This is a genomic window from Hymenobacter psoromatis (assembly GCA_001596155.1).
Lineage (GTDB): Bacteria > Bacteroidota > Bacteroidia > Cytophagales > Hymenobacteraceae > Hymenobacter.
In genome coordinates, this window is the sequence record CP014771.1 from 4,264,287 (window position 1) to 4,287,652 (window position 23,366).

The window sequence follows — 23,366 nt, forward strand, 5'->3', positions numbered from 1 at the left end:
AGTATTTTGTCATTGCGAGCCTGCGAAGCAATCGCACCCGCACGATAGCCGCACGTCGTCGTGCGGGTGCGATTGCTTCGCAGGCTCGCCATGACAAACGGCGCTTATAAAACTCCGCGCCACACCAGATACTGCGTCGGCCACACCAAAACCGGCGCCTCGCCTACCCCCTCAAAAAGCCCGTACACCGCCGAGCCCGAGCCCGACAGGCTGGCATAAGTAGCGCCCGCCGCGTAGAGCCGCTGCTTGATATCGGTCAAAACCGGGTGGGTAGGGGCCAGTGATTTTTCAAAATCATTGCCCACGGTGGCGCGCCAGGTGGGCATGGGCTGGGCCAGCGCCGCCCGCAGGGGGTAGGCCGGGGCCTGGGGCACGATGCCCGCAAACGCCTGCGCCGTGCTGATGTGCAGCCCCGGATATACCACCACGCACGCCGTGCCGCTGACGCTCAGCGCAATCGGCTCAAAAATATCGCCCTTGCCGCGCGCCAGCCGGGGCGTGTTTTCGATAAAAAAAGCGCAGTCGGCCCCCAGGTGTCGGGCGTAGTTTTCGAGCTGCTCGGTGGTCAGATTCAGCCCAAACACCTCGCCGATGGCCCGCAGCGCAAACGCCGCGTCGGCCGAGCCGCCGCCCAGCCCCGCGCCGATGGGCACTATTTTGTGCAGCTGCATCTGGGCGGCCGGCAGGTCGGGGAAATCAGCTTTGAGTAGGTCGTAGGCCTTGAGGCACAGGTTAGTAGCCGCCTCGCCGGGAATGGGCCGGCCGGTGAGCGTGAGGTCGGAGGCGGCCTGGCCCTTGGGGGCGGGCAGCACTTCGAGCACGTCGGTCCAGGGCAGGGGTAGGAACACGGTTTCGAGTTCGTGGTAGCCATCGGGCCGCCGCGCCGTCACGTAGAGGCCTAGGTTGAGCTTGGCGTTGGGGAAGGTGAGCACGATTGAATTATAAATTATGAATTAGAAATTATGAATTGAACTTGCAGGGGTTTTCAACTCATCATCGTCTTATTTCGCATCAGGCACAAAGAAACAGCCGATACAACCCGTGTCCAATTCATGATTTCTAATTCATAATTCCCAAAAAAGATGTACCGTGGCAAACGCCTGCTCGACCTGGCCGTGGCCCTGCCGCTGGCGGTGCTCACGGCCCCGCTGCTGGGGCTGGGCGCGGCGCTGGCCGCCGCGCAAAACGGCGGCAGCTGGCTGTTTCGGCAGGCGCGGCCGGGGCTGGGCGGGCGGCTGTTCACGCTCTACAAGCTGCAAACCATGACCAGCGCCCGCGACCCCGCCACTGGCCAGCTGCTGCCCGATGCCCAGCGCCTACCCCCCCTGGGGCGCTGGCTGCGCGCCACGTCGCTCGACGAACTGCCCCAGCTCTGGAACATCGTGCGCGGCGACATGAGCCTGGTGGGTCCGCGCCCGCTGCTGCCCCACTACCTGCCGCTGTACTCGCCGCCGCAGGCGCGCCGCCACCTCGTGCGGCCCGGCCTCACGGGCTGGGCGCAGGTGAATGGCCGCAACGCCATTGGCTGGGAAGAAAAATTTGCCTACGACGTCTGGTACGTCGAGCACGCGAGCTTAGGATTCGACTTGGTTGTCCTGTGGCGGACGCTGGGGCGGGTGCTGCGCCGCCGCGGCATCGCGGCGGCTGGGGCGGCGACGATGCCGCCGTTTCGGGGCAGTGAGGCTGGCGCACTCGCTGAAAAGCAGGTAAATCCGGTCGATGGTCATGGCTCCGGCGGGCTAGGGTAGCGTTAGCTTATCACCAGTGCCGGCCGGCCGCGCGCGGCCGGGCTCCTCCAGATAAGCGACGGCAGTGCGGCGTGCGCGCTTGCGCAATGGCCGCTGGCCCGCCCGGAGGCCGCCAGTTAGTGGTTTGTACATAGCTGAAAAGAAGGGCGGAGGTTTGCGGCAAAGGTCTGGCCGTGAGAGTAATTTACGCAAGCGTATAAATACGCTATTTCGGGCCCCGGCCAGTGGGAGCTGCGGCCCTACCCCCCTTGCCAGCCGCCAACCCTAAATGATGCCCGCCGCAAGCAACGCAAGCAGGACGACTTCGGTGCGGAACAGCTTCAAAACCTGGTTTCTTTGCACGGCGGGCTAGCCCCGGCACTTCATCTCTTCTCCTTCCCTTTTTAGTTAACTACTTTTTATGAAAAATTTACTGCTTCCGGTGCTGTTGTGGCTCGTGGGCGTAGTGCCGACGCTGGCACAGGCGGCCAATGGGCCGCAGGTGCGCGCGCTCGCACCCTTCCACGCCATTACGGTGGGTACCGGAATTGAGTTGCTGCTCACCACCGGCCACGCGCAGCAGGTCGAGGTAAGCGCGAACACGGCCGATTTTCGCGACCATATCCTCACCACGGTGGTCAGCGGCGTGCTTTCCATTCACTACGAAAACCCCGACGACCGGGGCTACAGCAGCGCCAAGCGCGAACGGACTAGCAAGCAGCTGCGCGTGGCCGTAACGGCCGACCAGCTCACGGCCCTCACGGCGGGCAGCGGAGCGCAGGTGCGGGCGTCGGGTAATTTTGCTACCCCCGACTTTCAGCTCGATGTGTCGTCGGGGGCCAGCTGCCAGGCCAGCGACCTGGCGGTGGGCGTGCTCGTGGTGCGCCAAAGCAGCGGCAGCACCGTCACGCTCAGCGGCCGCGCCCCGCGCTTCGACCTGCGCGTGGCCAGCGGCTCCACTTTCGAAGGCGAAAATCTGCAAACCGACCGCGGCCAAATTGAGGCGGCCAACGGCAGCACGGTGCGCCTGGCCGTGCGCGAATCGTTGATGGCCGAAGCGAGCAGCGGCGCCAGTATTCGCTACCTCGGCTCGCCGGAGGTGACCAAAGAAGTGAGCGGCGGCGGCAGTGTAGGGCGGTAGGGAATACTAATGAGCATCATGCTGACGCAGGAAGCATCTCTACCGCGTAAGTAATTCCAACGTTTGAGTTTAGTTGCCCGGTAGAGATGCTTCCTTTGTCAGCATGACGCTCATTAGTAACGACTCGTAATTACCCATTACTTCCCCAGCGCGAACACCGTGGGGCGCTTGTGCAGCGGCGGCAGCTCGGGCAGCTGCCGCCAGGTGGCCACGGACAGCGTGCGCAGAAACTCGGTGGGGGCGGTGAGGTCGGCGGCCACGCACAGGCGGGTGGCGGGCTGAAGGTGCGCGAGCAAGTCGGCCAGCAGCTGGTCGTTGCGATAGGGCGTCTCGATAAAGAGTTGGCTCTGGTCGCGTTGGGCGGCTTCTTTCTCCAGGGTTTTGAGGGCCGCAATGCGGGCCGCCTTCTCGATGGGCAGGTAGCCGTGGAAGGCAAACCGCTGCCCGTTCAGCCCCGAGCCCATGAGCGCCAGCAGGATGGACGACGGCCCCACCAGCGGCCGCACCACCAGCCCCAGCCGGTGCGCCTCCTGGGCCAGCGCCGCGCCGGGGTCGGCAATGCCGGGGCAGCCCGCCTCCGAAAGCACGCCAGCCGCCAGGTTTTGCTGCACCAGCGGCACCAGCGCGGCCTTCACCTGGGCGGGCGTGCTATCCTTGTCAATCAGCTCGAAGCGAATGTCTTCAATGACGCGGTGCGGCGCTACTTCCTTCACGAAGCGGCGCGCCGTGCGCAGGTTTTCGACCAGGAAGTAGGGCAGCCGGGCCACGGCCGCCACCACCTGCGGCGGCAGCACCTGGGCTGCCGTGCCCTCAGCCAGGGGGGTAGGGATGAGGTAGAGCATTTGTTGAAGCGATAATATAAAATACTGGCAAATAGGCAGCCTAGAGATTATGCGGGGGGTAGGGCTGGCGCAGCAGCTAGTCGGTTGGGCGCAGGGTCATCACCAATAACAAAAAAATAACCGCGCCATTACCCAGCCCGGCAAGCCACAAACCCAGGCGCAGCGTGCGCGTGCCGCGCCGCGCAAATGGCGCGCGAATGGGAGCCAGCAGCAGCGGCGAGCCGTAGTAAGGAGCCAGCCGGCTGGCGCGCACGGCCCGGTAGTGGGCGGGGCCGGGATTATCGACCCGCAGCAGATACGTGAAGCGGGCGAGCGGCAGCGAATCGAAGCGGGCATCGGTGCGGGCCACGAAGTTCTGGTAGCGCCAATTGCGCTCGCCGGGCGTGAGGTTATTACCCAGGTCGGCCCGGTAAGAATAGCTCAGCCACGCGGGGGGCGTCAGGCGAAAAAGGCTCGTGTCGGTAGCGTTGGCCAACAAGGGACAGGCAAAATCGTAGGTGGCGAAATAGTTGATGGTGCCTCCCTTCTGCCGGTCAGCGTGCAAGGCGGGATAGCGACCCAAGTGCAGCTGGTCGACGTAAAAAGGACCGTGCAGCCGAAAAAATACCGCATTGCCCGGCTGGGCCAGCTCCCGCACGCTTTGCAGGTCGCGCACCTCGCCCAGCCGGTAGCGCAGGTAGTTGCGCAGGCTCCAGCCCAGCAGCACCAGCACCAGCCACAGTAGCAAGAGGGGTAAGCAGCGTGATTCGCCCCTGGCGTTGGCGGCCAGCAACGCCCAGGGCCGCCACAGCCACCAGCACACCCCAAACGCAGCCAGCGCCGGCACGCCCAGGCTCCACCAGTGGCCCAGTAGCCACGGCCGCCCGGCCGCCGTAGCGCCCGCGTAGCCCACCGTAAAAATGCCCAACGCCTGGCTATAGGGCACTAATAGGCCCCGCCACCGCACGGGCAACGTACCGCGCCAGGAGGTAAAAAAGGCCGGACCCGTCATTTTCAGAGCTGGCCCACGAAGTTTTTCACCAACTCAAACACCTCCGCCGGCTTCTCGGCGTGCAGCCAGTGGCCCGCGTCGGGCACGGTCACCACCTGCGAATTGGGAAACAGCGCCGGGATGCCGTGTAGCTTGTCGTCGGGGGTGATGTAGTCTGACTTGCCGCCGCGCACGAACAGCGCCGGCTTGAGAAAAGGCTGGGCCGAAGTTATCGCCTCGCCCACATCAGCCAGGCGGGCCACCAGCCCCGGCAGGTTGATGCGCCAGGCAAAGGAATTATCCGCGCGCCGGTACAGATTTTTCAGCAAAAACTGCCGCACGCCCACCTGCGGAACGTGGGGCAGCAGCGCCGCCTCGGCCTGCTGGCGGCTCTGGATGGCGCCCAGGTCCACGGCTTGCAGGCCGGCCACGATGTCTTCCTGGTGCTCCATGTTGGAAAAGCGCGGCGCAATGTCCATCACGATAAGCTGGGCCAGGCGCTGGGGGTAGGCCAGGGCCAGCGTCATGGCCACCTTGCCACCCATGCTGTGGCCCAGCACCGTGAGGCGGGAGGGGGGTAGGGCCAGGTGGTCGAGCAGCTCAGCCACATCCTGCGCCATGAGCGCGTAGCTGTGCTCGGGCGAGTGAAACGAGCGCCCGTGGTTGCGCAAATCGGCGCTCACGACGCGCAGGCCGGCCTCATCGGCCCAGCGCCGGGCCAGGGTTTGCCAGTTGTCGAGGGTGCCAAACAGGCCGTGCAGAATCACCAGCGGCGGGGCCGCCGCGTCGCCTTGGTCGAGGTAGTGCAACATCATGTCAAGTATCAGTTAGCCAGGAATAAGCAGGCTGTTTAAGAAGCAGAAAAAATTAATAGAACGTCCTTCCGAGCTTGCCGAGGAATCTCGCCCGCATCGTGGAACGAGGCCCGGACGATTACGGGCGAGATTCCCCGGCAAGCTCGGAAGGACGGGCTGACGACTTGCCGAATAGCGTTAGGGCAAACGCAGCGGATGGCTCGCTAAACGTCACACCCACGCCCAAATGCGCCGCCGCTCCTGCACCACCACGCCGAAGTGGCGCAGGTAGCGCACCAGCGGCTGCATGTCGCTGAGCACGAGGCTGGTGAGCAGGATGTCGCCCTGGGGCAGGGGTAGGCGCAGGTACTCGTAGCGCCGCCAGAACACGCCCGGCCAGCGGCAGCGGCTCCACTCCACGGGCGCGGGGCCGGGCCAGCCGTGCCGGGCCGGGTCGTAGGCCAATATATCATCGAGAGCCACTTGCAGATGGCCGCCAGTGGGGTCAAAAATGAGCGTGGTAGCCGCGTTGAGGGTGTAGTAGCGCAGGTGCAGCAGCAGTGCTGGGGCGGCCAGTGCCAGCACCGCCAGCAGCAGCACCCAGGCCAGGCCGCGCTCCACGGGGGTAGGGGCCAGCAGGCCGGGGCCGGCGGCGGCCAGCGCCGTGCCCACCGTCAGCAGCGGCCACGTGAGCAGCGCCAGCTGCCGGGCCGGGGTAGGGCGGTAATACGTAGATTTCCTGCCAAAAAACGCCAGCGCCCAGCGCGCCAGCCCCAGCAGCACAACCAAAGTAATGGCGGTTTCGAGTAAGGAGCGGAGCGCGTTCATTGCCCCAAAATACGGGCATAGACCGTCCCGAAGGCCCGCCCCACCGCCGGATAGCTGAATTTGGCCACGGCCCGCGCCCGCAGCGCCGCCGCGTCGAAGCGGCCGGCCGGGGCAGTGAGCACGGCGCGCAGGGCCTCGGCCAGGGCCGCTTCGTCGGCGGGCGGCACCAGCAGGCCGGCCTGGTCGTCGGGCAGTAAAAGCTCGGGCACGCCGTTCACGCGGGTGGCCACGGCGGGCAGGCCACTGGCTTGGGCCTCAATGAGCACGCAGGGCAGGTTTTCATAATTGGAGAACAGCACGAAGCAGCTGGCCCGCCGCATCTCCGCCGCCACCTGGGCCGAGGTGAGCTTGCCCAAAAACTCCACCGTGCCATCGGCCAGCAGGCCCAGGTCAGCGGCCAGCTGGTGCATCCGGGCCTCGGCCGGGCCGTAGCCAGCAATGCGCAAGTGCAGGCCGGGTAGGGGGGGGTAGGCGGCCCGCAGCCGGGCCACGGTGCGCAGCAGGCCGCTCAGGTTTTTGGCCCTTTCATTAAAAGCCGCCACGTTGAGCAGCCCGTAGCGGGTAGCGGGGTCAGTAGGCGGGTGAAATAGCTCAGTATCAACCACGTTGGGAATAACCCGCGTATGGGCATTAACGCCGCCCAGCGCCGCCAGCGCCCGCCGCAGGTCGTCCGATACCGGCGTGTAGGCCGCCGCCTGCCGCACCAGAAAGCCCGCCAGCCAGCGCCGCAATCGGCCCAGCCGCTCCACATTGCCGGGCTGAAAAGCTGTCAAGTGCTCGGTTATCAAATAAGGAATGCCGTGCCACCGGCGCAGCCACCACGCCAGCGCGGCGGGCCGAAATAGGATGTGCGTATGCACCACGCTGGGCCGCGCCCCGGCCCAGTGCCGGCGCACCGCCCGCAGCCCACGCCGCTGGCACTCCAGCCACAGCCCCAGCTTCAGCAGCCGGTCGAGGGGGGGTAGGCTGGTGGGGCGGGCGCGGTAGTAGTAGCGCCAGGTGGGCACCGGCCCGCACAGGTCGTGGTCCTCCGCAATAAGGGTAGGGAGCGGGCCGCGCGCCACGGCCGCAAACACCACCGCCGACGCCGCCGGCCCGCCGCCGGGGCCGCCGTGCGCCGCGATAGCCGCCACGTGCCGCGCCACAAAGTCCCCGTCCTGGTCGTCGTAGCGGTGCGGGTACCACTTGGGCAGGTGCAGAATTCTCACGGATTGCCGGCGGTTTGTGAATAAATGGAGACTACTATGTGGAAAACTGCCTTCCACCACCAAAAGTAAAGCCCGCCCTGGGTAGGGCGGGCTTTACAGCGCAAGCAGCGAATTCCCTACCCCTCTAAAACAGGTACCGCACGCCCAACTGCCCCTGCCAGCGCGAGGCCAGCTGGTCGATGGAGTAGGTGGCGGGGTTGCTGAAGGTGAAGGCCGGCCGGTTGAAGGTAGAAGAGTAGGTGCCCGACACGTTGCCGGCGGCATCGGCAAAAGCCACCTGCGTGAGGCCGGTGCCCAGCGTCGAGTTAAACGTGTTGGGCACGAAATACTGGCGGCCCCAGCTGCTGTTGATAAAGTTGCCGAAGTTGATGATATCAAACGAAAGCTGGATGCTGTGGCCGGTGGGCGTCACGCCCGCCTCGTTGGGCGTGAGCTTGCCGAGTTTGGCTTCCACCATCAGGCGCACATCGGCCTGGTTGTTCCAGGGCGTGCGGGCGGCGTTGCGCTCGGCATACTGGCCGCGGCGGGTGCTCAGATACGGGTCGTTGCTGATAAAGCTATTGAGGGCGGCGTACTGCGGGCCGTTATTTTCGGCCACGTAGGCGGCCGCGCTGCTGGCCCGCGACACGAGCACGATGTCATTGGCCGAGCCAGGGATGTAGGCCAGCTGCACGTTTTGCTGGCCGTTGCCCAGGAAGTTGTTGTTATAGACCCAGGTGTAGGGCGCGCCGCTCTGGTAGGTCAGCACCGAGGTCAGGTAGCCCGTGAAGCGCCCGTCGTTGGTCGATTTGTGCAGGTTGAGGCTGGCTACCACGCGGTGGCGCAGGTCGAAGTTGGAGTACGACAGGGCCGGGTTGTTCACGTTCAGGGCCGGGTTTAATTCCCAGTTGCTCTGCGGCGAGTTGCGAATGCCGTTGCTGATGTCGTAGCTCTTGCCGTAGGTGTAGGCCACGTTCACGTCGAGCAGCGTGTTCAAAGTCTGGCCCACCGAGCCGGTCAGCTGGTAGCGGTAGCCCTGGTGGGTGTTGGTCAGGAAAAAGGCGTTCGAGAAGCTGCTATTCACCTTGGTGCCGCCGTAGGGCGCGGCCACGTAGCGGGGGCTTAGGTTGGGGCCGTTGGCGCCGGTGCTGTTGAGCTGCGGACCGCCGTTGAAATACGTCACGTTGTCGGCCAGGTTGATGTTCTCAAACTTCACGTCCTCCAGGGTTTTCGTGTACAGACCCTCCACCGAAAAGCGGGTGCCCGAAGCCAGCTTCACGTCCAGGGCCAGGTTCGAGCGCCACACCTGCGGCATCTTGAAGTTGTTGTCAATCAGGTTCACCTCCGTCGTGCTCTGCGACGAGGCCGGCAGCTGGGCGTAGATGTTGTTGGGGTTCTGGTTGAGGTAATACTTGCCGGCCGTGGCGGCGGTAGTCTGAATGTTGTTTAAATCTACCGAGTTGAAATTCACGCCGTTGTTGTAGTAAGCGTAGCCAAACCAGGCAAACGGCACCCGGCCCGTAAAGATGCCCGAGCCGCCGCGCACCACCACCGAGCCATTGCCGTTCACATCATAGTTGAAGCCCAGGCGCGGCGACACCTGTGGCTTGCCCAAGTAGCCGTTGTTGAGGTCCTGCCAGGCCGTGTGCGAGTAGGTTTGGTTCAGGGTGCGCTGGTCGTTGGCGGGGTTGTTCACCAGGCCCGAGTTCAGGGACGGCTTGGTGGGTAGGGAGGCAATGTCGATGCGGATGCCGGGCGTGATTTTCAGGCGGTCCGTCACGTTCCACTCGTCCTGCAGATAGGCGCTGTAAAAGTTGATATTGAACGCCGCCGACGGGTTATTATAGTTGTAGTCGTATGAGTTATCGGCCTTGTTATACGTGCCGCGAATACGGCTCGGCAGGTCGTTCAAAAAGTCGCTGGGGCTGTTGTACTCAATGCGGCCATTCCAGGAGTTGATGAAGCCGTAGTCGATGTGGTAAAACTCGTTGTGCGTGCCCAGCGTGAGGGCGTGCGAGCCGGCGTAGAAAGTCACGTTATCCGTTACTTCAAACGTTTTCTGGCGCTGGTTGAAAATGCTGGCCTCGCGGTCCGAGCCGAGCAAAATCTGGTTGCTACCCCCCCCGTAATTCTTGGTGGGGTCGGTGCTCACGTTGTTAATCTGCACCGCCGGAAACAGGTTGGCCTGCCCGCCAATCAGGTTGCGATAATCGTGAATGTTGGTGTAGCCCAGGATGAGGTTGTTGGCCAACTGGTTCGAGAAGTTTGACTTTACCTCCAGCACCGTCGAGTTCTGGATGTTGTTCTGCGTAAAGTCCTGCGAGCCAAACTTAAACAAGCTGCCCGAGCGCTCCAGGTTGGTCGCTTCGGCCTTGATGAAATTGTGGCGCAGTGCAATGCTCGTCTTGTCGTTCAGGTTCCAGTCGAGGCGGCCAAAAATCTTGTTGCTGTTGGCGTAGATGTTATAAGCACCGTAATCGCCCACGTTGTAGCTAGCGGTGCCGAGTGTGCCATCGGCGTTCTTAATGGTGTAGCTGTTGAGCTTGGCCGCGATTTGCTGGGCCAGGTCCACCGTCACGGGCGAGCCGGGCGTGCCGGCGGCGTAGAACTGCGGCTCGGTGCGGCGGGCAACCTCAGCATTCACGAAGAAAAACAGCTTGTTCTGAATAATCGGCCCACCCAGGCGGAAGCCCGTCTGGTAGTCATGGTACGACGAGCCGATTTTCGAATTGGTGCCGTCGATGCTCTTGCCCGTAATGGCCTGGTTGCGGCCGTAGCCGTAAATGGAGCCGTGGAAGTCGTTGGTGCCCGAGCGCGTCACGGCGTTTATCGAGCCGCCCGTGAAGTTGCCCAGCTTCACGTCATACGGTGCCACCGAAGCCTGAATTTCCTGGATGGCATCGAGCGAAATCGGGTTCGAGCGGGCCGAGCCGCCGGGCAGGCCGCTGGTGCCGCCCTGCCCGCCCAGCGAGGGCGAAAAACCGATGGCGTCGTTGTTTACGGCCCCGTCGAGGGTGATGTTGTTGTAGCGGAACGAGCTGCCCGCGAACGAGTTGTTCGAGTTGCGCGGGTCGAGGCGGGTAAAGTCCTGGATGCTGCGCGAGATGGTGGGCAGCTGCTGCAACTGCTCGCGGCCGATGTTGGTGCCCGCGCCGGTTTTGGTGGCCTGCGTGCTGCCCACCACCACTACCTCGTTCAGGGCCTGGGCCTCGGCCGCCAGCTCAAAGTTGAGGCGCGTGGTGTTGCCCAGCGTCAGGAATACGTTGTTGATTACCTGCTCCTTATAGCCTACGTAAGTTACCGTTACGGTGTAGGGGCCGCCGGGCGCCAGGTTCGGGATGGTGAAGCGGCCGTCGGTTTCGGTGGCGGTGCCGCGCTTGCTGCCGGTCGGCACGTGGGTGGCCACCACCGTCACGCCAATCAGGTCTTCCTTTTTATCTGAAATGACCTTGCCGCTCAGGGAGGAGGTCGTGACCTGCGCCGAGGCCAGCTTGGCCAGCAGCAGCAGGATAAACAAGATTGCCAACCGCGTAGCGGTCCGGCTCAACGTAAGAGTGCGCATAGAAAGGGGGTTAGGCCAATGCTGCCGCAAAGGTCCCCCGGCTTCTTCACCTGCCAGTCAGGTTGTCGGTTATCAAATCGTTGGTAATCAGCAAGCGACGTAACACTGACGTAACGTTGCGCTGGCTAGCCCGGCCGGCTAGCGCGGTTTCCAAGCTAGGGTGTCTGCGGGCTGCCAGCTTTTGGGCCGGCCGGCATTTACCGTTACTTTTGGCGGCTTGCACCCACACTTCTTAATTAGTGTAGCGTGGCATCCGCCCGGCCCTACCCCCCCTCATCGGGCCGGGTCGCTGGTTGGGCCAAATGTGCCCGTTTGGGTGGTCTGGCCCTTATTTCTTCGTCCTACTTATTCTGGCTGGCGCAGCTAGCTCCCTGATACTCATGCTACTTTCCATGACCGGCTTCGGCCAGGCCCACCGCGACACCGACCGCTACACCGCCACGGCCGAGCTGCGCTCGCTCAATTCCAAAACCCTCGACCTCACGCTGCGCCTACCCCGCTTTCTGCAGGCCCACGAGTTAGAGATTCGCCAGCAAATCACCAAAGCCCTGCTGCGCGGCAAGGTCAATTTTAACCTCGATTTCAGCCGCCCGGCCAGCACCGCCGCCGCGCCGGTCCTCAACCTCGTGGCGCTCAAAGCCGCTTTTCACGAGTTGCAGCGCATCGCCCAAAGCCTGGGCCTGCCCGTGGGCGAAGCGACGCTGCTGGCGGCCCTGCGCCTGCCCGGCGTGGTGCCTACCCCCTCCGAAGCGGCCCAAGCCGCCCAGACCGAGGCCGGCGCCGACGAGCCCACCTGGGCCGAGCTGCAGCCGCTGCTCACCGAAGCGCTGGCCGCCATGCAACAGTTTCGCCAGGATGAGGGCCAGACCTTGCAGCAGGAAATTCTGGGCTACGTGGCCACCATCCGGCAGCAGCTGGCGGCCGTGGAGCTGCACGACCCCCAGCGCGTGGCCAACGTGCGCCAGCGCCTGGCCGCCCACCTCGCCGACCTCACGCAGCACGAGCAGTTCAACGCCACGCGCTTCGAGCAGGAAGTTCTGTATTATATCGAGAAGCTCGACATTGCCGAAGAGAAAGTGCGCCTGGCCGCTCACCTTGATTACTTCGAGCTGGCTACCCGGCAGCCCGACGAGGCCGTGGGCAAGAAGCTGGGCTTCCTAGCCCAGGAAATCGGCCGGGAAATCAACACGATAGGGTCAAAAGCCAATGATGCCACGGTGCAGCATCTGGTAATAGGGATGAAGGAGGAGTTGGAAAAAGTCAAAGAACAACTCAACAATATTCTCTAGGAAAACTAAAAGTGCAAGTTGATTTCGTGAGATTTTCAATAAAAATCACTGTATCTTTCCGCGCCAAAACTGTAATTTTCCGATAAAACCACAAATATTTACACACCTGAAACATCTTGGTTTCATTAATTTATTCTTTAATAAACAACTGATAACTTAGTAATTTTCAGTAGGTTGAATAAATTTAATAATTATCAGAAAGGCCCCTAAGCTACTTTTTTTTAAAGTTGGTCGAGTTAAACAAAAGCTGGATTCCGGGTGTAACTTAGATGCCCAGAAGGCGCTGACAGACCAAAATCTCTTTACCATTTTTATCATACTCTTATGAAGACATTAGTACTTTCATTGCTGACTTGCTGCGCGAGCCTGCTGATGGCAGCCCGCCCGGCCGCAGAGATTGAGTTGATAAAGAAGCGGGTGCTGAGTGAGCGCGTCGAAGTGCTCATTCCGAAAGGCTTTGAGGTGATGACCGAGCAGCAGATGGACTTCACCTATGCGCACGCCAGCAGCCGCCCAAGTGTAGTTTTCACGAACAACAACTTAGTGTCACTGGCCTTCAACTACTCCGATAACGAGGCTGACCAGGACATGGTGGAAGTGTACGAAACCAATTTCGCCAAAGCCTACCACAAGCAGTATAAGCAAGCTACTTTCTTCAGCGAAGGCGTGAAGGAGGTGAGCAGCCGCAAGGTGGGCTTTATCGAGTATATGAAGCCGGAAATGGGCCACGAGGTGTACACGCTCGTGTTTTTCACCGACGTGCAAGGAAAGCTGCTCATCTGCACCTTCAACTGCGCCGACCGCCAGAAGCCCGAATGGGAGCCCCTGGCTAAAAAGATTATGGCCTCGCTGAAAGCCAATAGCTAACCGCCCAAGCAGCCCCGCGTGAACGATTATTTGTGACGAATAGGTTATGAATGGCCGCGCCATCCTGCGAAAGCAGTCCGGCGCAGGTCGAATTAGAAAATTAGTCTATTTTTACGAATAAGATTATTTTATGGGTTGAGCCCCGGCCGATTATCGGCCGGGGTTTTTTATTGGGGCTGGCCGGGCACCCTGGACATCCAGAAAGTCGCGGGCCAGACCGTAGGCCCCGGCAAAGCCCGCCAGCGACAGCGCGGCCGGCCGGTCGTTCACATCGTGGTAGGCGAGGCTGCCGCCGCGGGTGTACATAAAAAAAGCCGGCACCCCGGCTTCCGAAAACGGAAAGTGGTCGGAGTTGGCGGCCGGGCCGCGGGCCGTGAGGCGCGGCAGGTAGCGGCGGGCCTCGTTGAGCGCCGCGAGCTGGCGAAACGCCGCCTCGTACACCCGGCCGTTCACGACGGTCGCGCCTTCTTCGCCGGTGCCCAGCAGGTCAAGATTAAGCAGAAACTTGATGCGCGCCAGCGGCACCAGCGGGTGCCGCACGAAGTAGCTGGAACCCACCAGCCCCGCTTCCTCGGCCCCAAACAGCAGAAACGCGACTGAGTAGGCGGGCCGGTTTTCGGGCCGGGTGTAGTGCGCGGCCAGCTCCAGCAGCAGTGCCACGCCGCTGGCGTTGTCATTGGCACCGGGAAAATAGGTTTTGCTGCCCATCATGCCCAAGTGGTCGTAGTGCGCCGACACCACCAGAAAGCTATCGGGCCGGGCGCTGCCGCGCACCACGGCCGCGAGGTTTTGGGTGGGGTAGGCGTGGAGGAGCTGGGCGTCGAGCTGCCAGTGAACCAAGTTTTTACCTTGTGGCCAGCGGCTAGCGAGTACTTCAAGCCGGGGCTCCGATGCCTGACTGCTTGCTAAAGAGGCCGTTAGTTTCGAAACGAGTACGATTTGCGCGGTTGAATCCAGATGCTGCCGCAACGCTGGCGCTGCTTGCGCTAGCTGGGCCTGGTCGCGGCTGGTAAGCAGCAGCGTGCCACGTAAGGGCCGACGTACCCACGCCGCCGCCGTGTCAGCATTAGAAAAAATAAGCGTATCAAGCGGCCACAAGGAAGAAAACGACAGCTTGATGCTGCCCGAATTAGGGGCCGCGATAAAATCAACTCCTGGCTGAAGCGTTTCCCCTCTAGCCAAGCCTTTCGCATTGGTTACTGCCAGCTCCATCTTCCCCGGAAACGTGTTCACATCCAGCGTAAAGGGCTGGGTATAATTGGGGGCGAGCGGCTGCAGGCCCAGCTCACGCAGGCGGCCGCGCAGGTAGGCGGCGGCCAAGTGCTCACCCTGTTGCACGTAGCCGCGGCCGCGCATGGCCGGGGAAGCCAGCACTTCGATGGTGCGGCGGGCGCGGGCCAGGTCGGGCGCGGTGGGCTGCGCGTGGAGGGGTAGGGCCAGCAGCAGCGCGCCCACGGCCAGCGCCGCCGGCTGCTGCCGCTTCAGCAGCGGGAGCAGCAGCACCAGGCCGGCCCCAATGGTGTCGCTCAGCAGGTCGCTCCATTCGGCGTGGCGGCCCTGGTGCATCACGTATTGCAGCACTTCGATGCTGGCGCCAAATGCGATGCAGCCCACCAGCACCACGCCCGCGGCCCGGCCCCGCAGCCCCGGCTGGTGACGCGCCCACAGCCAGGCCAGGCCGGCCAGCACGGCAAACACGCCCGCGTGCGCCGCCGTGTCGAACGAAAGCAGCTTCCAGGCGGGCGTAACGGGCATGTCCCGCGCCGGGGTGAGCGTGAGCAGCAGCATGACGGAAATCCAGAGCAGCGTCAGGATGCCGTAAAAACGGGGGGTAAGGAAATTCATAGCCAGGCGGAATTACGGAAAGAACGTCATGCGCAGCTGGCGTTCGCCCCGCGCAGCATCGCGCGCGGGGCGAACGCCAGCTGCGCATGACGTTCAAAAAAGGTAGGCTCAGAAAGGGCTACTCGCCAATCAATTCGCCGTAGGCGGCGGCGGCGAGCAGGCCCGCGATTTCGCCCTGGTCCTTGATTTTCATCCTGATAAGCCAGCCCTCGCCGTAGGGGTCGGAATTGACGGTTTCGGGAGCGTCGGCGAGCTTGCTGTTCACTTCCAGCACCGTGCCGCTAATGGGACTAAACAGGTCCGAAACGGTTTTTACGGCCTCCACCGTGCCAAACACGTCGTGCTGGGCAACGTCCTTGTCAACCGTGTCAATGTCCACGTACACGATGTCGCCCAGCTCGCGCTGCGCGTGGTCGGTGATGCCGATGGTGGCCGTGTCGCCGTCCACACGTAGCCATTCGTGGTCTTTCGTGTAGTGCAGGGTGCCGGGAATATTCATGGGTAAAGGAATGTAGGGTAAGCTTTAGCTTGCCGGGTTGAGGAAGTGAGGCAAAAATACGGCGGCGCGCCCGTGTGGTGCTCCTGGCAAGCTAAAGCTTACCCTACACACGGACTATTGCAGGCTGTAGCGCAGCTGCACGCCGCCCTCAGTGGTGGCGTTGCGGAAGGCATTGCTCACGCGCGGCTGGGTGATGGTCTGGGTGAAATAGAACTGGAGGTTGAGGCGCGTGTTGAGCAGATAATCGATGGTGGGGCGCAGCTGCACTTGCAGCGAGCCGTTGGTAATCTGGCTGGTAGAGGTGCCGGGGTCGCCCACGACGGCCGCCGTGCCGAGTATGGTGCCCGAGCCCAGCGCCGCCGGCACGGGGTCAACCGAGCCCAGGATGCTGCGCTGAATAGTGGCATTGTCGCGGATGCTCATATCGAGGCGGGCCGTGAGGTTGTTCTTGAGCGTGCGCTGCTCGCCGCCCACCCGGAAGGGCAGCTTGAGGCCCTTGGCGGCGTAGCCCAGGCCAATAATCAGCTCGGTAGTATGCAGCTCGGTTACCTGGGCGTTGGTCACGTTCAGGGCCACGGCGCGACTGGTGTTATACTGCACCCGGCCGGTTACGTTGTTCACGGTCTGAAAGTTAATCCCAATGAAGGGGGTAAGGCTTTCCACGATGCTCACCTGCCCGATAACGTAGTACGGCACGTATTGCCCGGTCGCGTTCAGCACGTAGGGGAAGGGATTATTAGTGCGGCCAAACTCGGGCTCGGCGGCATACTGCGTCGAGGTGGTGTAGCCGCCCATCGTGTAGAGCGATGAGTAGGCGTGGTTGATGGTGAACGAGCGGAAGACGGCGCGAATGGCCGGTAAATCCGAAAAACCATTGTACTGGATGGTCCAGTTAGGCAGCGGAATCACGCCAAACGGGTTGAATTTCGCCGCCACGTAGCCATCCGACGACTTGCCGTGGTAGGCATCCAGGAAGCTCTGAATCAGCACATCCTGCGAGTTATAGCTGTAGAGGCCCACCGTCTGATTGGTCTGAATCTGGGGGGTAGTAGCCGTGGCCGGCGTGGTCACAGTCTGCGGGGTGGGGGAAACGGGGTTGGCCGCCTGCAATTTCTGCTGCACGAAGCGCCGGTTCTGCACGAAGCGGTCGAAGGCCTTGCTGGTTTCGCCATTGGCCCCCAGGTCACCAAACAGCGTGTTGATGGTAATGGTCGTGGCGCTGTACGAGCCCGTGCCCAGCGCCTGGGTAGCGGCCAGGTAGTTGGGGTCGGTAGCAGGCACATTGAGTGGCACCAGCGTGCCATATTGCTGGTAATACGTATTCGTCGTGTCAATCTGGCGGCGGTAGTAAGCCTCGCTGTTGCGCACTTTCTGCCGCCGCAGGTCGAGCTGAATATTGAAGCCGCGGAACGGCTCCAGGGTGGTGCGGGCCGTCAGGTTTTCGGTCAGGATGTTGGAAATTGGCGTGTTCAGATATTGGCTCTGGCTGGTGTACCAACCGCGCGAATTAGCGTAGCCATACAGCTCGCTGGGCTGGTACTGCTTGCCGATGATGAACGGCAGGCCCGGCGCCAGGCCGCCGAAGCGGTTGTCAAGCCCCAGCAGCTGGGTGGTGGGCAGGTAGCCCGGCAGCAGCGTGCCGTTGGAGCGGGCATAGGTAAAGTTGATGGCGCGGGCCGTCATCACGGCCCGCAGCACGGCCTTCACGAAGCGCAGGGGGTCTTTTTTAGCGGTGTCGGGCGCGATGGGCTTGGGCCGGCCGAGGGGGGTAGGGCTGTTGGGGTCGGCCTGGGCCGGCCGGGGCGGGTTGGCCGGCGGCGCGTTATTAATAATATTGAGAAACTTGACCTTGTTGTAGAGCTTCACCAGGTCAATCTTGCCGTTGGCGCTCAGCTCGGCGTTGTTCTGAATGGTGTTGCCCAGGCGCAGCACCGAGTCAGGAGGGAAAAATTTGGGGTCGGGGTTAGCGACTTTTAAAGCCGTCGAAGCCGCCTGCCAGGTGTAGTGCGCCGAGTAGCGCCCATCGGCCGAAATCCAGTCGGTGAGCGGGAATTTATCCAGCGGCAGGCGGTAGGTAATGGCGGCCGTCTGGTTGAAGTTGGTGGTGCGGCCGCCGCGCTTGAGGTTGTCCCACTGCTGGCTCCGGTTGGCAATGGCCTGGTCGCCGTTGCCGATGCTCTGGCCCGCGCCCTCGTCAATCACGCCGCGGTTGGTGGCGGTGTAGTCGAAGATGAGCGCCTTGGTGATGTCCCACTTCAGGTCGTAAATGCGGCTGATGTAGAACGACTTATAGAATACGCCCGCGATGCCCGCCGTGGTGGGCAGCGTGCCGGGGTCGGTCACGCGCTGCAAAAAGCGCTCGTTGTAGCGCCGGTCGAGGTCGGTGCGAAACGAGAAGCGCGAAGGCAGTGGCGTGAAGTTAATCTGCTGAAAAATCTTGAGATACGGGTTATCCAGCGCCTTCCAGCTGGCCAGGGGCTTGTAGTTGCGCGGGGTGGTCTGATACAAGTAGGCCAGCGCGGCTGTGTACGACTGCGTGTAGTCGCGGGCCGTGTTGACGTCGGTGTGCAGGCGCTCGGTGATGGCATAGCTCACGGCCACGTTCTCAATGTCCCAGGGGTGGGTTTTGGTCTGGGTAGGGCTGCGCTCCTTGCGCATGTTCAGCACCGAAATGCTGCGCGTCGTGGTGCGGTCCACCACCAGCTTCTGGTATTCGGCCGCCGCGCCGGGGTTGTTCTGAAATTTTAGCAGGCTCTGGCTCAGCTTGGTGTCGGGGTCGAGCGGGTCATACTGGGGCGTGATGGTCTGGCGGCCCAGCTGCAGCAGCACCGGCACCTTCAGGTGCGCCTGGGAGGGTAGGAACTTCTCGGCGGCCACCGTCGCGTTGAGGTCGCCGCGCAGCACGTCGCTGGTCGAGCGCTGCTGAGCCTTGTCCTGCAGCCCGCCAAAGCCCACGCCGATAAACGAGCCCGTGGCCGTGATGTTGGCCAGGTCGGCCAGCTTCACGTTCAGGCGGGCGTTGGCCGCCCAGCCGCCCTGGCTGTCAAAGTCAAACACCCGAAACTCGTCGGCCCACAGCGTCACGCTCTTGTCGCTGGCATCCCGGTCCGTCGCATTCGCGGCCGGGTTCAGCACCCCAATCATGCAGCCCTGCACCTGCGAAAAGTCGGGGTTGCCCAGAATGGTGATGACTCCGCCGTGGGCCGTTTTGTACGTATAAGGAATGGTGTAGCTGACCCCCGGCACCCCATTCACGAGGGCTAGGTTGCGCGCCGCCTTGGCGTCGATAAAATCCTGAAATGCCACGTCCACGTTGTTGGCCACAGGCCACACGTCCAGCTGCGCGGTAGCTCCCGGCTTGGTAATGGCCAGCGGCAGCGAATACTCATAGTAGTTCTGGGTGTAGTCGGTGCCGATGCGCAAAAAGGCGCGCACGGTGCTGTCGGCCACGATGTCGGCGCTGTTACTCTCCGCGTGCAGATACATGCGCAGGCGCTTGTAGCGCAGCAGGTTGGTGCTGAGGTTTTTGTAAGCCGCCTTGCCATAACCGTCGTGCAGGTGCGTCACACTTAGGCGCAGGCTCTGCTCGTTTTGCTGGCGCGACACGGCCGTGGAGCCATACTCGATGTCGCGGGTAATATTGGGCGGCACGACGTACGGAATAGCGGAGGTAGTGCTGGAGCTGACCGCCGACGGGCCGTTTTCCTCCACGCTCACCGTCGAGATGCTGAAGGCGTCGGCGTCGGTGACCGCGCCTGGGTTAGGGCCGGCCTTAGGGTCGGCGATAACGCTCGCGAATTGGCGCCACTGGTTGGCCACGAACTGCGGCTGCACCATGCGCAGCACCACCGGCTGCTGCCAGTTGGTCATGTACATCCGCACGAAGCGAATGTTCTTGAAATTCGTAATGGCTCCCTCCGTGCGCGAAGGCTGCCGGATGGGCACCCGGAACTGGTACCACGTCACATTCTCGGGGGTGCCGGCCCCGTTGGCCGTGATGGGGTTGGTTATCTTATCGGTGATGTAGTTCTGACCCACCGTGAACTGGTTCGGCTGGAGCGAAATCTTGTACTCGTAGTATTGCTCGGTGGTCTGAATCGTGTTGTCGCGGTTCAGGTCTTCCTTGTCGGGGTAGGCCGTGGAGCTGAGCTGCGAGTTTTCGGGCGAGTTATTCTCGTAGTTGTCGTAGTTCTTGTAGCGGCCCAGAATCTGGGTGTTGGCCACGTCGTAGCTCGGGTCGAGGTGGTGGCGGAAGTCGTCGTTCGATGGGTCAGCCAGCGCCCCGTAGCCCGGAATGTTATTGAAAAACACCTGCTCATCCGCATCGGCCAGGCCGTCGAGGCCCACGTCCTGGCTGGCCCGCGCGCCGGGGGTAGCGTTGAAGGCGTCGAGCAGAAACTGCTGGGTCGTCACGCGGCCATAAGGAGTTTTAAGGGTCCCGGTGGTGTCGCCCGGCACCGGCAGGCCGTTCTCAAACTCGTGCTGACCCTGGTCGCGCAGCACGTCCTCGCTGATATTGCCCAGGTTGATAAACAGGTCGCCGCCAGTGATTTTGGCGTCGTCGAAAGGCACCGGGTTGTTCGGGTCCAGGTTGGTCGGGTCCGAGTTCAGCGCGGCGGCCAGGCCATTTTTTCCCTTAATGAACGGGTCCATCAGCCAGAACTCCAGGTACTCCACGTTGGCATTGTCGAAGTCCGTATCGAACGTAATGCCCCGCGAAATGCCGCCATACTTACTATCGGGCAGGCCCGCGAGCGGTGTAAAGTGCTTGCCGTCAGCGGTCGCGATATTGGGCGTGTAGTTATACGGCCCGCGCTCACCAGGGAAATACGCCATGTCAAACGTGTACTCGTAGCCGTTGCCCGTCGCGCCCAGGTCTTTGTTCGGAAACACCTCGTTGCGCGGAATGCCCCGCTCGTAGTGGTTGGCCAGCGTCGAGGTCGAAATACTCGTCGGCACGCTGGGGCCGCCCGTGTAGTAGCTCTGGTCCACGGTGTACCAGGATAGCTTGGCACGCTGGTAGCCGTTGGCCAGGCCATTAATCGTGCTGCCCGCGATGGGACTCGGGGTCGCGGCCAGGCGCCACGCCGGAATGGCCGCCAAGCCGCCCAGCGTGTAGGGCGTGCGCGCGTTTTCAAAGTCGTCGAGGTAGCTCACGCCGTTTTCGCCGTTTCCCAGCTGCGCCTGCCCCGCGATGAGCTTGGCCACCTCGCCGCTAAAGGCAATGGTTGAGGTTTCCTTGGTCGAGAGGAAGGGTAGGCGGTCCACCAGCTTGGTCAGCACCCGGCTTTCCTTGCGCAGGCTCACGTCGGCCCCCAGAACGGTGTTGTTGGCCGGCTCGTCGCCGATGTTCACCCGGTTGATGCCAGGAGCCTGGTTTTCCAGAATGTGCATGGCCGTGGCCCCCAGCAGCACGTCCTTGCTCAGGGCGTAGTCGAAGCGCGCGCCCAGCAGCTTGCGCGGCTGCACCTGCACCAGGGCGTTTTTCTCAAAATCGACCCGCAGCTCATTGGCCGAGTTGAGGTAGGCCGGATTCAGAATCTTGACCTTGGCCTGGTCATAAAATACCTGGTAATCTACGCCTTCCGTCAGCAGCGTCGAGCCCGAATACACCTTCACCGAGCCCTGCGCCACCCCAATGCCGGGCAGGCTGATTTCGTCGGTGCTGGTGCCCTGGTAGCGGCCCCGCAGGTAAAACTTATCCTTGGTCTGAATCTGCTGGGCGTCGCTCTGGGTCTGGTTATAAAGCTCCTGGTACACGTATTTCTGCACCAGCGTCTGCTCCGTGGCGGCAAACTGATTTTGCAGATACGTGCCAAACGGCTGAATGCTGGGGAAGATAATCTTGCCCTGGTCGGGGTCGATGGTGATGCCAGGGAAAAAGTCGAAGTTGCCGTCCGGGTTGCGGTCGTTGTTGGCATTCACCCGGTCCAGCCCCAGCACCTGAATCAGCGGAATATTCCGAATATTCTGCCCTTCCTTCAGCGAAATCAAATCGACGCCCGTGATGTCGTCCTTGTAAATAATCTGGAGTTGAAAATTGTCGCGGTTAATCTGCGACGAGTTCAGAGGATAGATGTTTTTCATCATCAAATCCCAGGTTGGCGTGTTGTGCGTCAGCAGGTTCGGGTTGTCCGGGTTCACGTTCGGGTCCGCCACCACGCCCACGCCGGGGTTGGTGGCCTTCAGCATTTTGAGGTAGATAACGTCGCTCTGGTTGGCGTTGCTGCCGTACTCAGTCTGGGTTTCGCCCACCGTGTAAGACTTGCCGTTGTAGAGATATTCGTAGCTCACGGCCAGCACCTGGTCGGGCAGCAGGGCCGTGTTCAGGTTCACGTAGCCGAGCTGGGCGTTGAAGCTATACTCAGAGGGGGTAAGCTTGCGGGCCCGCATCCGCTCATAGTCAATGCCTTTCGTCAGCGATACCGCGCCGCTGGGCGTCGTCAGGTTGCCCAAAAACGTTTCCACCTGCAGGTTGTCGCGGGTGCTGCCGGGGGCAGTCAGGGTTTGGTAAACGTAGTTGGCCTGGTTGCGGGCCGGCGTAGAGGCCGTGGCCACGCTGGCGGCGTTGTAAAACTGCGGCCGGTAGAGGCGCGCCAGGCGCGGCTCGCCAATGTCCATCAGCGACACCACGTTGCGCAGGTTGTCGGTGGTGCGGTTGTCGTTGGTCACCCACACTTCGAGGCGCCGAATCTCGAAGCCGCTCTGCACCGTGGGCAGTCCGCGCAGCGCCTGGTCGTACTTATCCCGGAAAAACTGCGCCAGGAAATAGTGCCGGTCCTTCTCGTACTGGCTCGATTTCAGCTCAAACGTGCGGCTCTGCGCGCCGTTGGTCACCCGCACCTCATCCTGCGAGCCGCGCAGGGTAGCGGCCACCGCCGTCACGCCCAGCCGCCCAAACTGCAACTGCGTCTTGATGCCAAACAGGTTCGAGCCGCCCGTTATCAGCGAGTTGTTCAGGGGCATGCTCACGTTGCCCAGGTCCAGCTTGCGCAGGATGTCGGTGGGTTGCCCGGCGTAGTCAAACTTCATCTGGTTGTCGAAGTCGAACGCCGCCTTGGTGTCGTAGTTGAAGGTGAGCTTGAGCTTGGTGCCGACCTGGCCGCTCAGGCTCAGGTTCATGTTTTGGTCAAAAATGAAGTCACCCACGCTCTGCTGGCGCAGCGTGAGGGCGGGGTTGCGGTTCACGTTGTACTTGGCCCCGAACTTAAACGTGAGCGAGCCCGCGGGCCGAATGTCGATGTACGAGCCGCCAAAAATGCGGTCAGCAATGGGACCAAGGTAGATTTTCGGAATCAAACGCTGGGCCTGCGCGCTGCCGGGCGCGGCCGGCGCGCCGGCCACGCCGCCCATCGCCTTCTGCCGGTAGTAGTCGTTGATGGCCTGCCGCTCCTGGAACTTCAGCAGGTCTTGCTGCGAGATGATGGTGGGGTTGCGGTAGTCAATCTGGCCGCCCACCGTTTCGCGCACATTGTAGTTCTTGAGGCTGTCGTCGGGCGTCACCTGCAACTTCACGTTCTTGGGCAGGGGTAGGATGAGCGACGAGCGCCGCCCGCGCGGCGAAAACCGGCTGCCCTGGCGGTCGCGCACGGTGCGCAGGCGCGGCCGGCGGCTGGGCCGGTAGCGGCCCGTGTCGCCGGGCGCGGTCTGGCTCGGCAAGCCTTGCATCGTCAACCCCAGCCGGCTCACCCACGTACTCCACGCGGCCGGGTAGCGGCGGCCCGCCGCGCCGGCCGGTGCCCACGCGGCCGCCAGCAGCACCGACGCCGACACGGCGGCCGCGAGCAGCACGCCCGGCCAGGTAAATTTAGAACC

At 62.5% G+C, this 23,366-nt stretch carries 14 protein-coding genes; 4 read left to right on the top strand and 10 right to left on the bottom strand.

Features of this window, described 5'->3' with window-relative positions; translation table 11 throughout:
* Positions 1-104: 104 nt before the first annotated feature.
* Positions 105-932, bottom strand: a complete 828-nt coding sequence (locus A0257_18185; protein ID AMR28833.1) for a 4-(cytidine 5'-diphospho)-2-C-methyl-D-erythritol kinase — start codon at positions 930-932, stop codon at positions 105-107.
* Positions 933-1,082: 150 nt separating this feature from the next.
* Here A0257_18185 and A0257_18190 point away from each other — a divergent pair, with 150 nt between their 5' ends.
* Both A0257_18190 and A0257_18195 read left to right on the top strand, forming a co-directional pair.
* Positions 1,083-1,748: a UDP-galactose phosphate transferase gene (locus A0257_18190; GenBank protein AMR28834.1), complete on the top strand. Its 666-nt coding sequence runs from the start codon at positions 1,083-1,085 to the stop codon at positions 1,746-1,748.
* A gap of 400 nt (positions 1,749-2,148) precedes the next feature.
* The gene (locus A0257_18195; GenBank protein ID AMR28835.1) at positions 2,149-2,868 is read left to right on the top strand and encodes a hypothetical protein; all 720 of its coding nucleotides are present in this window, start codon (positions 2,149-2,151) and stop codon (positions 2,866-2,868) included.
* Between the two features lie 137 nt (positions 2,869-3,005).
* On the opposite strand, the gene A0257_18200 is transcribed toward A0257_18195, so the two are convergent.
* From A0257_18200 to A0257_18225, 6 genes are all read right to left on the bottom strand, one after another.
* Complete coding sequence (locus tag A0257_18200; GenBank protein ID AMR28836.1) at positions 3,006-3,710, bottom strand: SAM-dependent methyltransferase; 705 nt, start codon at positions 3,708-3,710, stop codon at positions 3,006-3,008.
* A 76-nt stretch (positions 3,711-3,786) separates the two neighbouring features.
* Entirely contained in the window at positions 3,787-4,701 is a 915-nt protein-coding gene (locus A0257_18205) for a hypothetical protein (protein AMR28837.1), read from the bottom strand.
* A 2-nt stretch (positions 4,702-4,703) separates the two neighbouring features.
* The gene (locus A0257_18210) at positions 4,704-5,495 is read right to left on the bottom strand and encodes an alpha/beta hydrolase (protein ID AMR28838.1); all 792 of its coding nucleotides are present in this window, start codon (positions 5,493-5,495) and stop codon (positions 4,704-4,706) included.
* Between the two features lie 210 nt (positions 5,496-5,705).
* The gene (locus A0257_18215) at positions 5,706-6,302 is read right to left on the bottom strand and encodes a hypothetical protein (GenBank protein ID AMR28839.1); all 597 of its coding nucleotides are present in this window, start codon (positions 6,300-6,302) and stop codon (positions 5,706-5,708) included.
* On the bottom strand, positions 6,299-7,510 hold the full coding sequence (locus A0257_18220) for a hypothetical protein (GenBank protein AMR28840.1): 1,212 nt from the start codon (positions 7,508-7,510) through the stop codon (positions 6,299-6,301). The genes A0257_18215 and A0257_18220 overlap by 4 nt, the downstream gene beginning before the upstream one ends.
* A 124-nt stretch (positions 7,511-7,634) precedes the next feature.
* The gene (locus tag A0257_18225; protein ID AMR28841.1) at positions 7,635-11,006 is read right to left on the bottom strand and encodes a hypothetical protein; all 3,372 of its coding nucleotides are present in this window, start codon (positions 11,004-11,006) and stop codon (positions 7,635-7,637) included.
* Positions 11,007-11,431: 425 nt separating this feature from the next.
* On the opposite strand from A0257_18225, the gene A0257_18230 reads away from it, so the two are divergent.
* Together A0257_18230 and A0257_18235 are read left to right on the top strand one after the other, a co-directional pair.
* Positions 11,432-12,340: a hypothetical protein gene (locus A0257_18230; protein ID AMR28842.1), complete on the top strand. Its 909-nt coding sequence runs from the start codon at positions 11,432-11,434 to the stop codon at positions 12,338-12,340.
* Between the two features lie 372 nt (positions 12,341-12,712).
* Positions 12,713-13,207, top strand: a complete 495-nt coding sequence (locus A0257_18235) for a hypothetical protein (protein ID AMR28843.1) — start codon at positions 12,713-12,715, stop codon at positions 13,205-13,207.
* A 150-nt stretch (positions 13,208-13,357) separates the two neighbouring features.
* On the opposite strand, the gene A0257_18240 is transcribed toward A0257_18235, so the two are convergent.
* The 3 genes from A0257_18240 to A0257_18250 form a co-directional block, all read right to left on the bottom strand.
* Complete coding sequence (locus A0257_18240; protein ID AMR28844.1) at positions 13,358-15,052, bottom strand: hypothetical protein; 1,695 nt, start codon at positions 15,050-15,052, stop codon at positions 13,358-13,360.
* Positions 15,053-15,170: 118 nt separating this feature from the next.
* Positions 15,171-15,551, bottom strand: coding sequence for a glycine cleavage system protein H (locus tag A0257_18245; GenBank protein ID AMR28845.1), 381 nt, complete (start codon positions 15,549-15,551; stop codon positions 15,171-15,173).
* A 114-nt stretch (positions 15,552-15,665) separates the two neighbouring features.
* On the bottom strand, positions 15,666-23,342 hold the full coding sequence (locus tag A0257_18250) for a cell surface protein SprA (GenBank protein ID AMR28846.1): 7,677 nt from the start codon (positions 23,340-23,342) through the stop codon (positions 15,666-15,668).
* Positions 23,343-23,366 lie beyond the last annotated feature (24 nt).

Coding starts and splice junctions, on each gene's coding strand:
- A0257_18205 (AMR28837.1), bottom strand. CDS start 4,701: ATGACGGGTCCGGCCTTTTTTACCTCCTGGCGCGGTACGTTGCCCGTG.
- A0257_18195 (AMR28835.1), top strand. CDS start 2,149: ATGAAAAATTTACTGCTTCCGGTGCTGTTGTGGCTCGTGGGCGTAGTG.
- A0257_18200 (AMR28836.1), bottom strand. CDS start 3,710: ATGCTCTACCTCATCCCTACCCCCCTGGCTGAGGGCACGGCAGCCCAG.
- A0257_18215 (AMR28839.1), bottom strand. CDS start 6,302: ATGAACGCGCTCCGCTCCTTACTCGAAACCGCCATTACTTTGGTTGTG.
- A0257_18190 (AMR28834.1), top strand. CDS start 1,083: ATGTACCGTGGCAAACGCCTGCTCGACCTGGCCGTGGCCCTGCCGCTG.
- A0257_18230 (AMR28842.1), top strand. CDS start 11,432: ATGCTACTTTCCATGACCGGCTTCGGCCAGGCCCACCGCGACACCGAC.
- A0257_18235 (AMR28843.1), top strand. CDS start 12,713: ATGGCAGCCCGCCCGGCCGCAGAGATTGAGTTGATAAAGAAGCGGGTG.
- A0257_18210 (AMR28838.1), bottom strand. CDS start 5,495: ATGATGTTGCACTACCTCGACCAAGGCGACGCGGCGGCCCCGCCGCTG.
- A0257_18240 (AMR28844.1), bottom strand. CDS start 15,052: ATGAATTTCCTTACCCCCCGTTTTTACGGCATCCTGACGCTGCTCTGG.
- A0257_18245 (AMR28845.1), bottom strand. CDS start 15,551: ATGAATATTCCCGGCACCCTGCACTACACGAAAGACCACGAATGGCTA.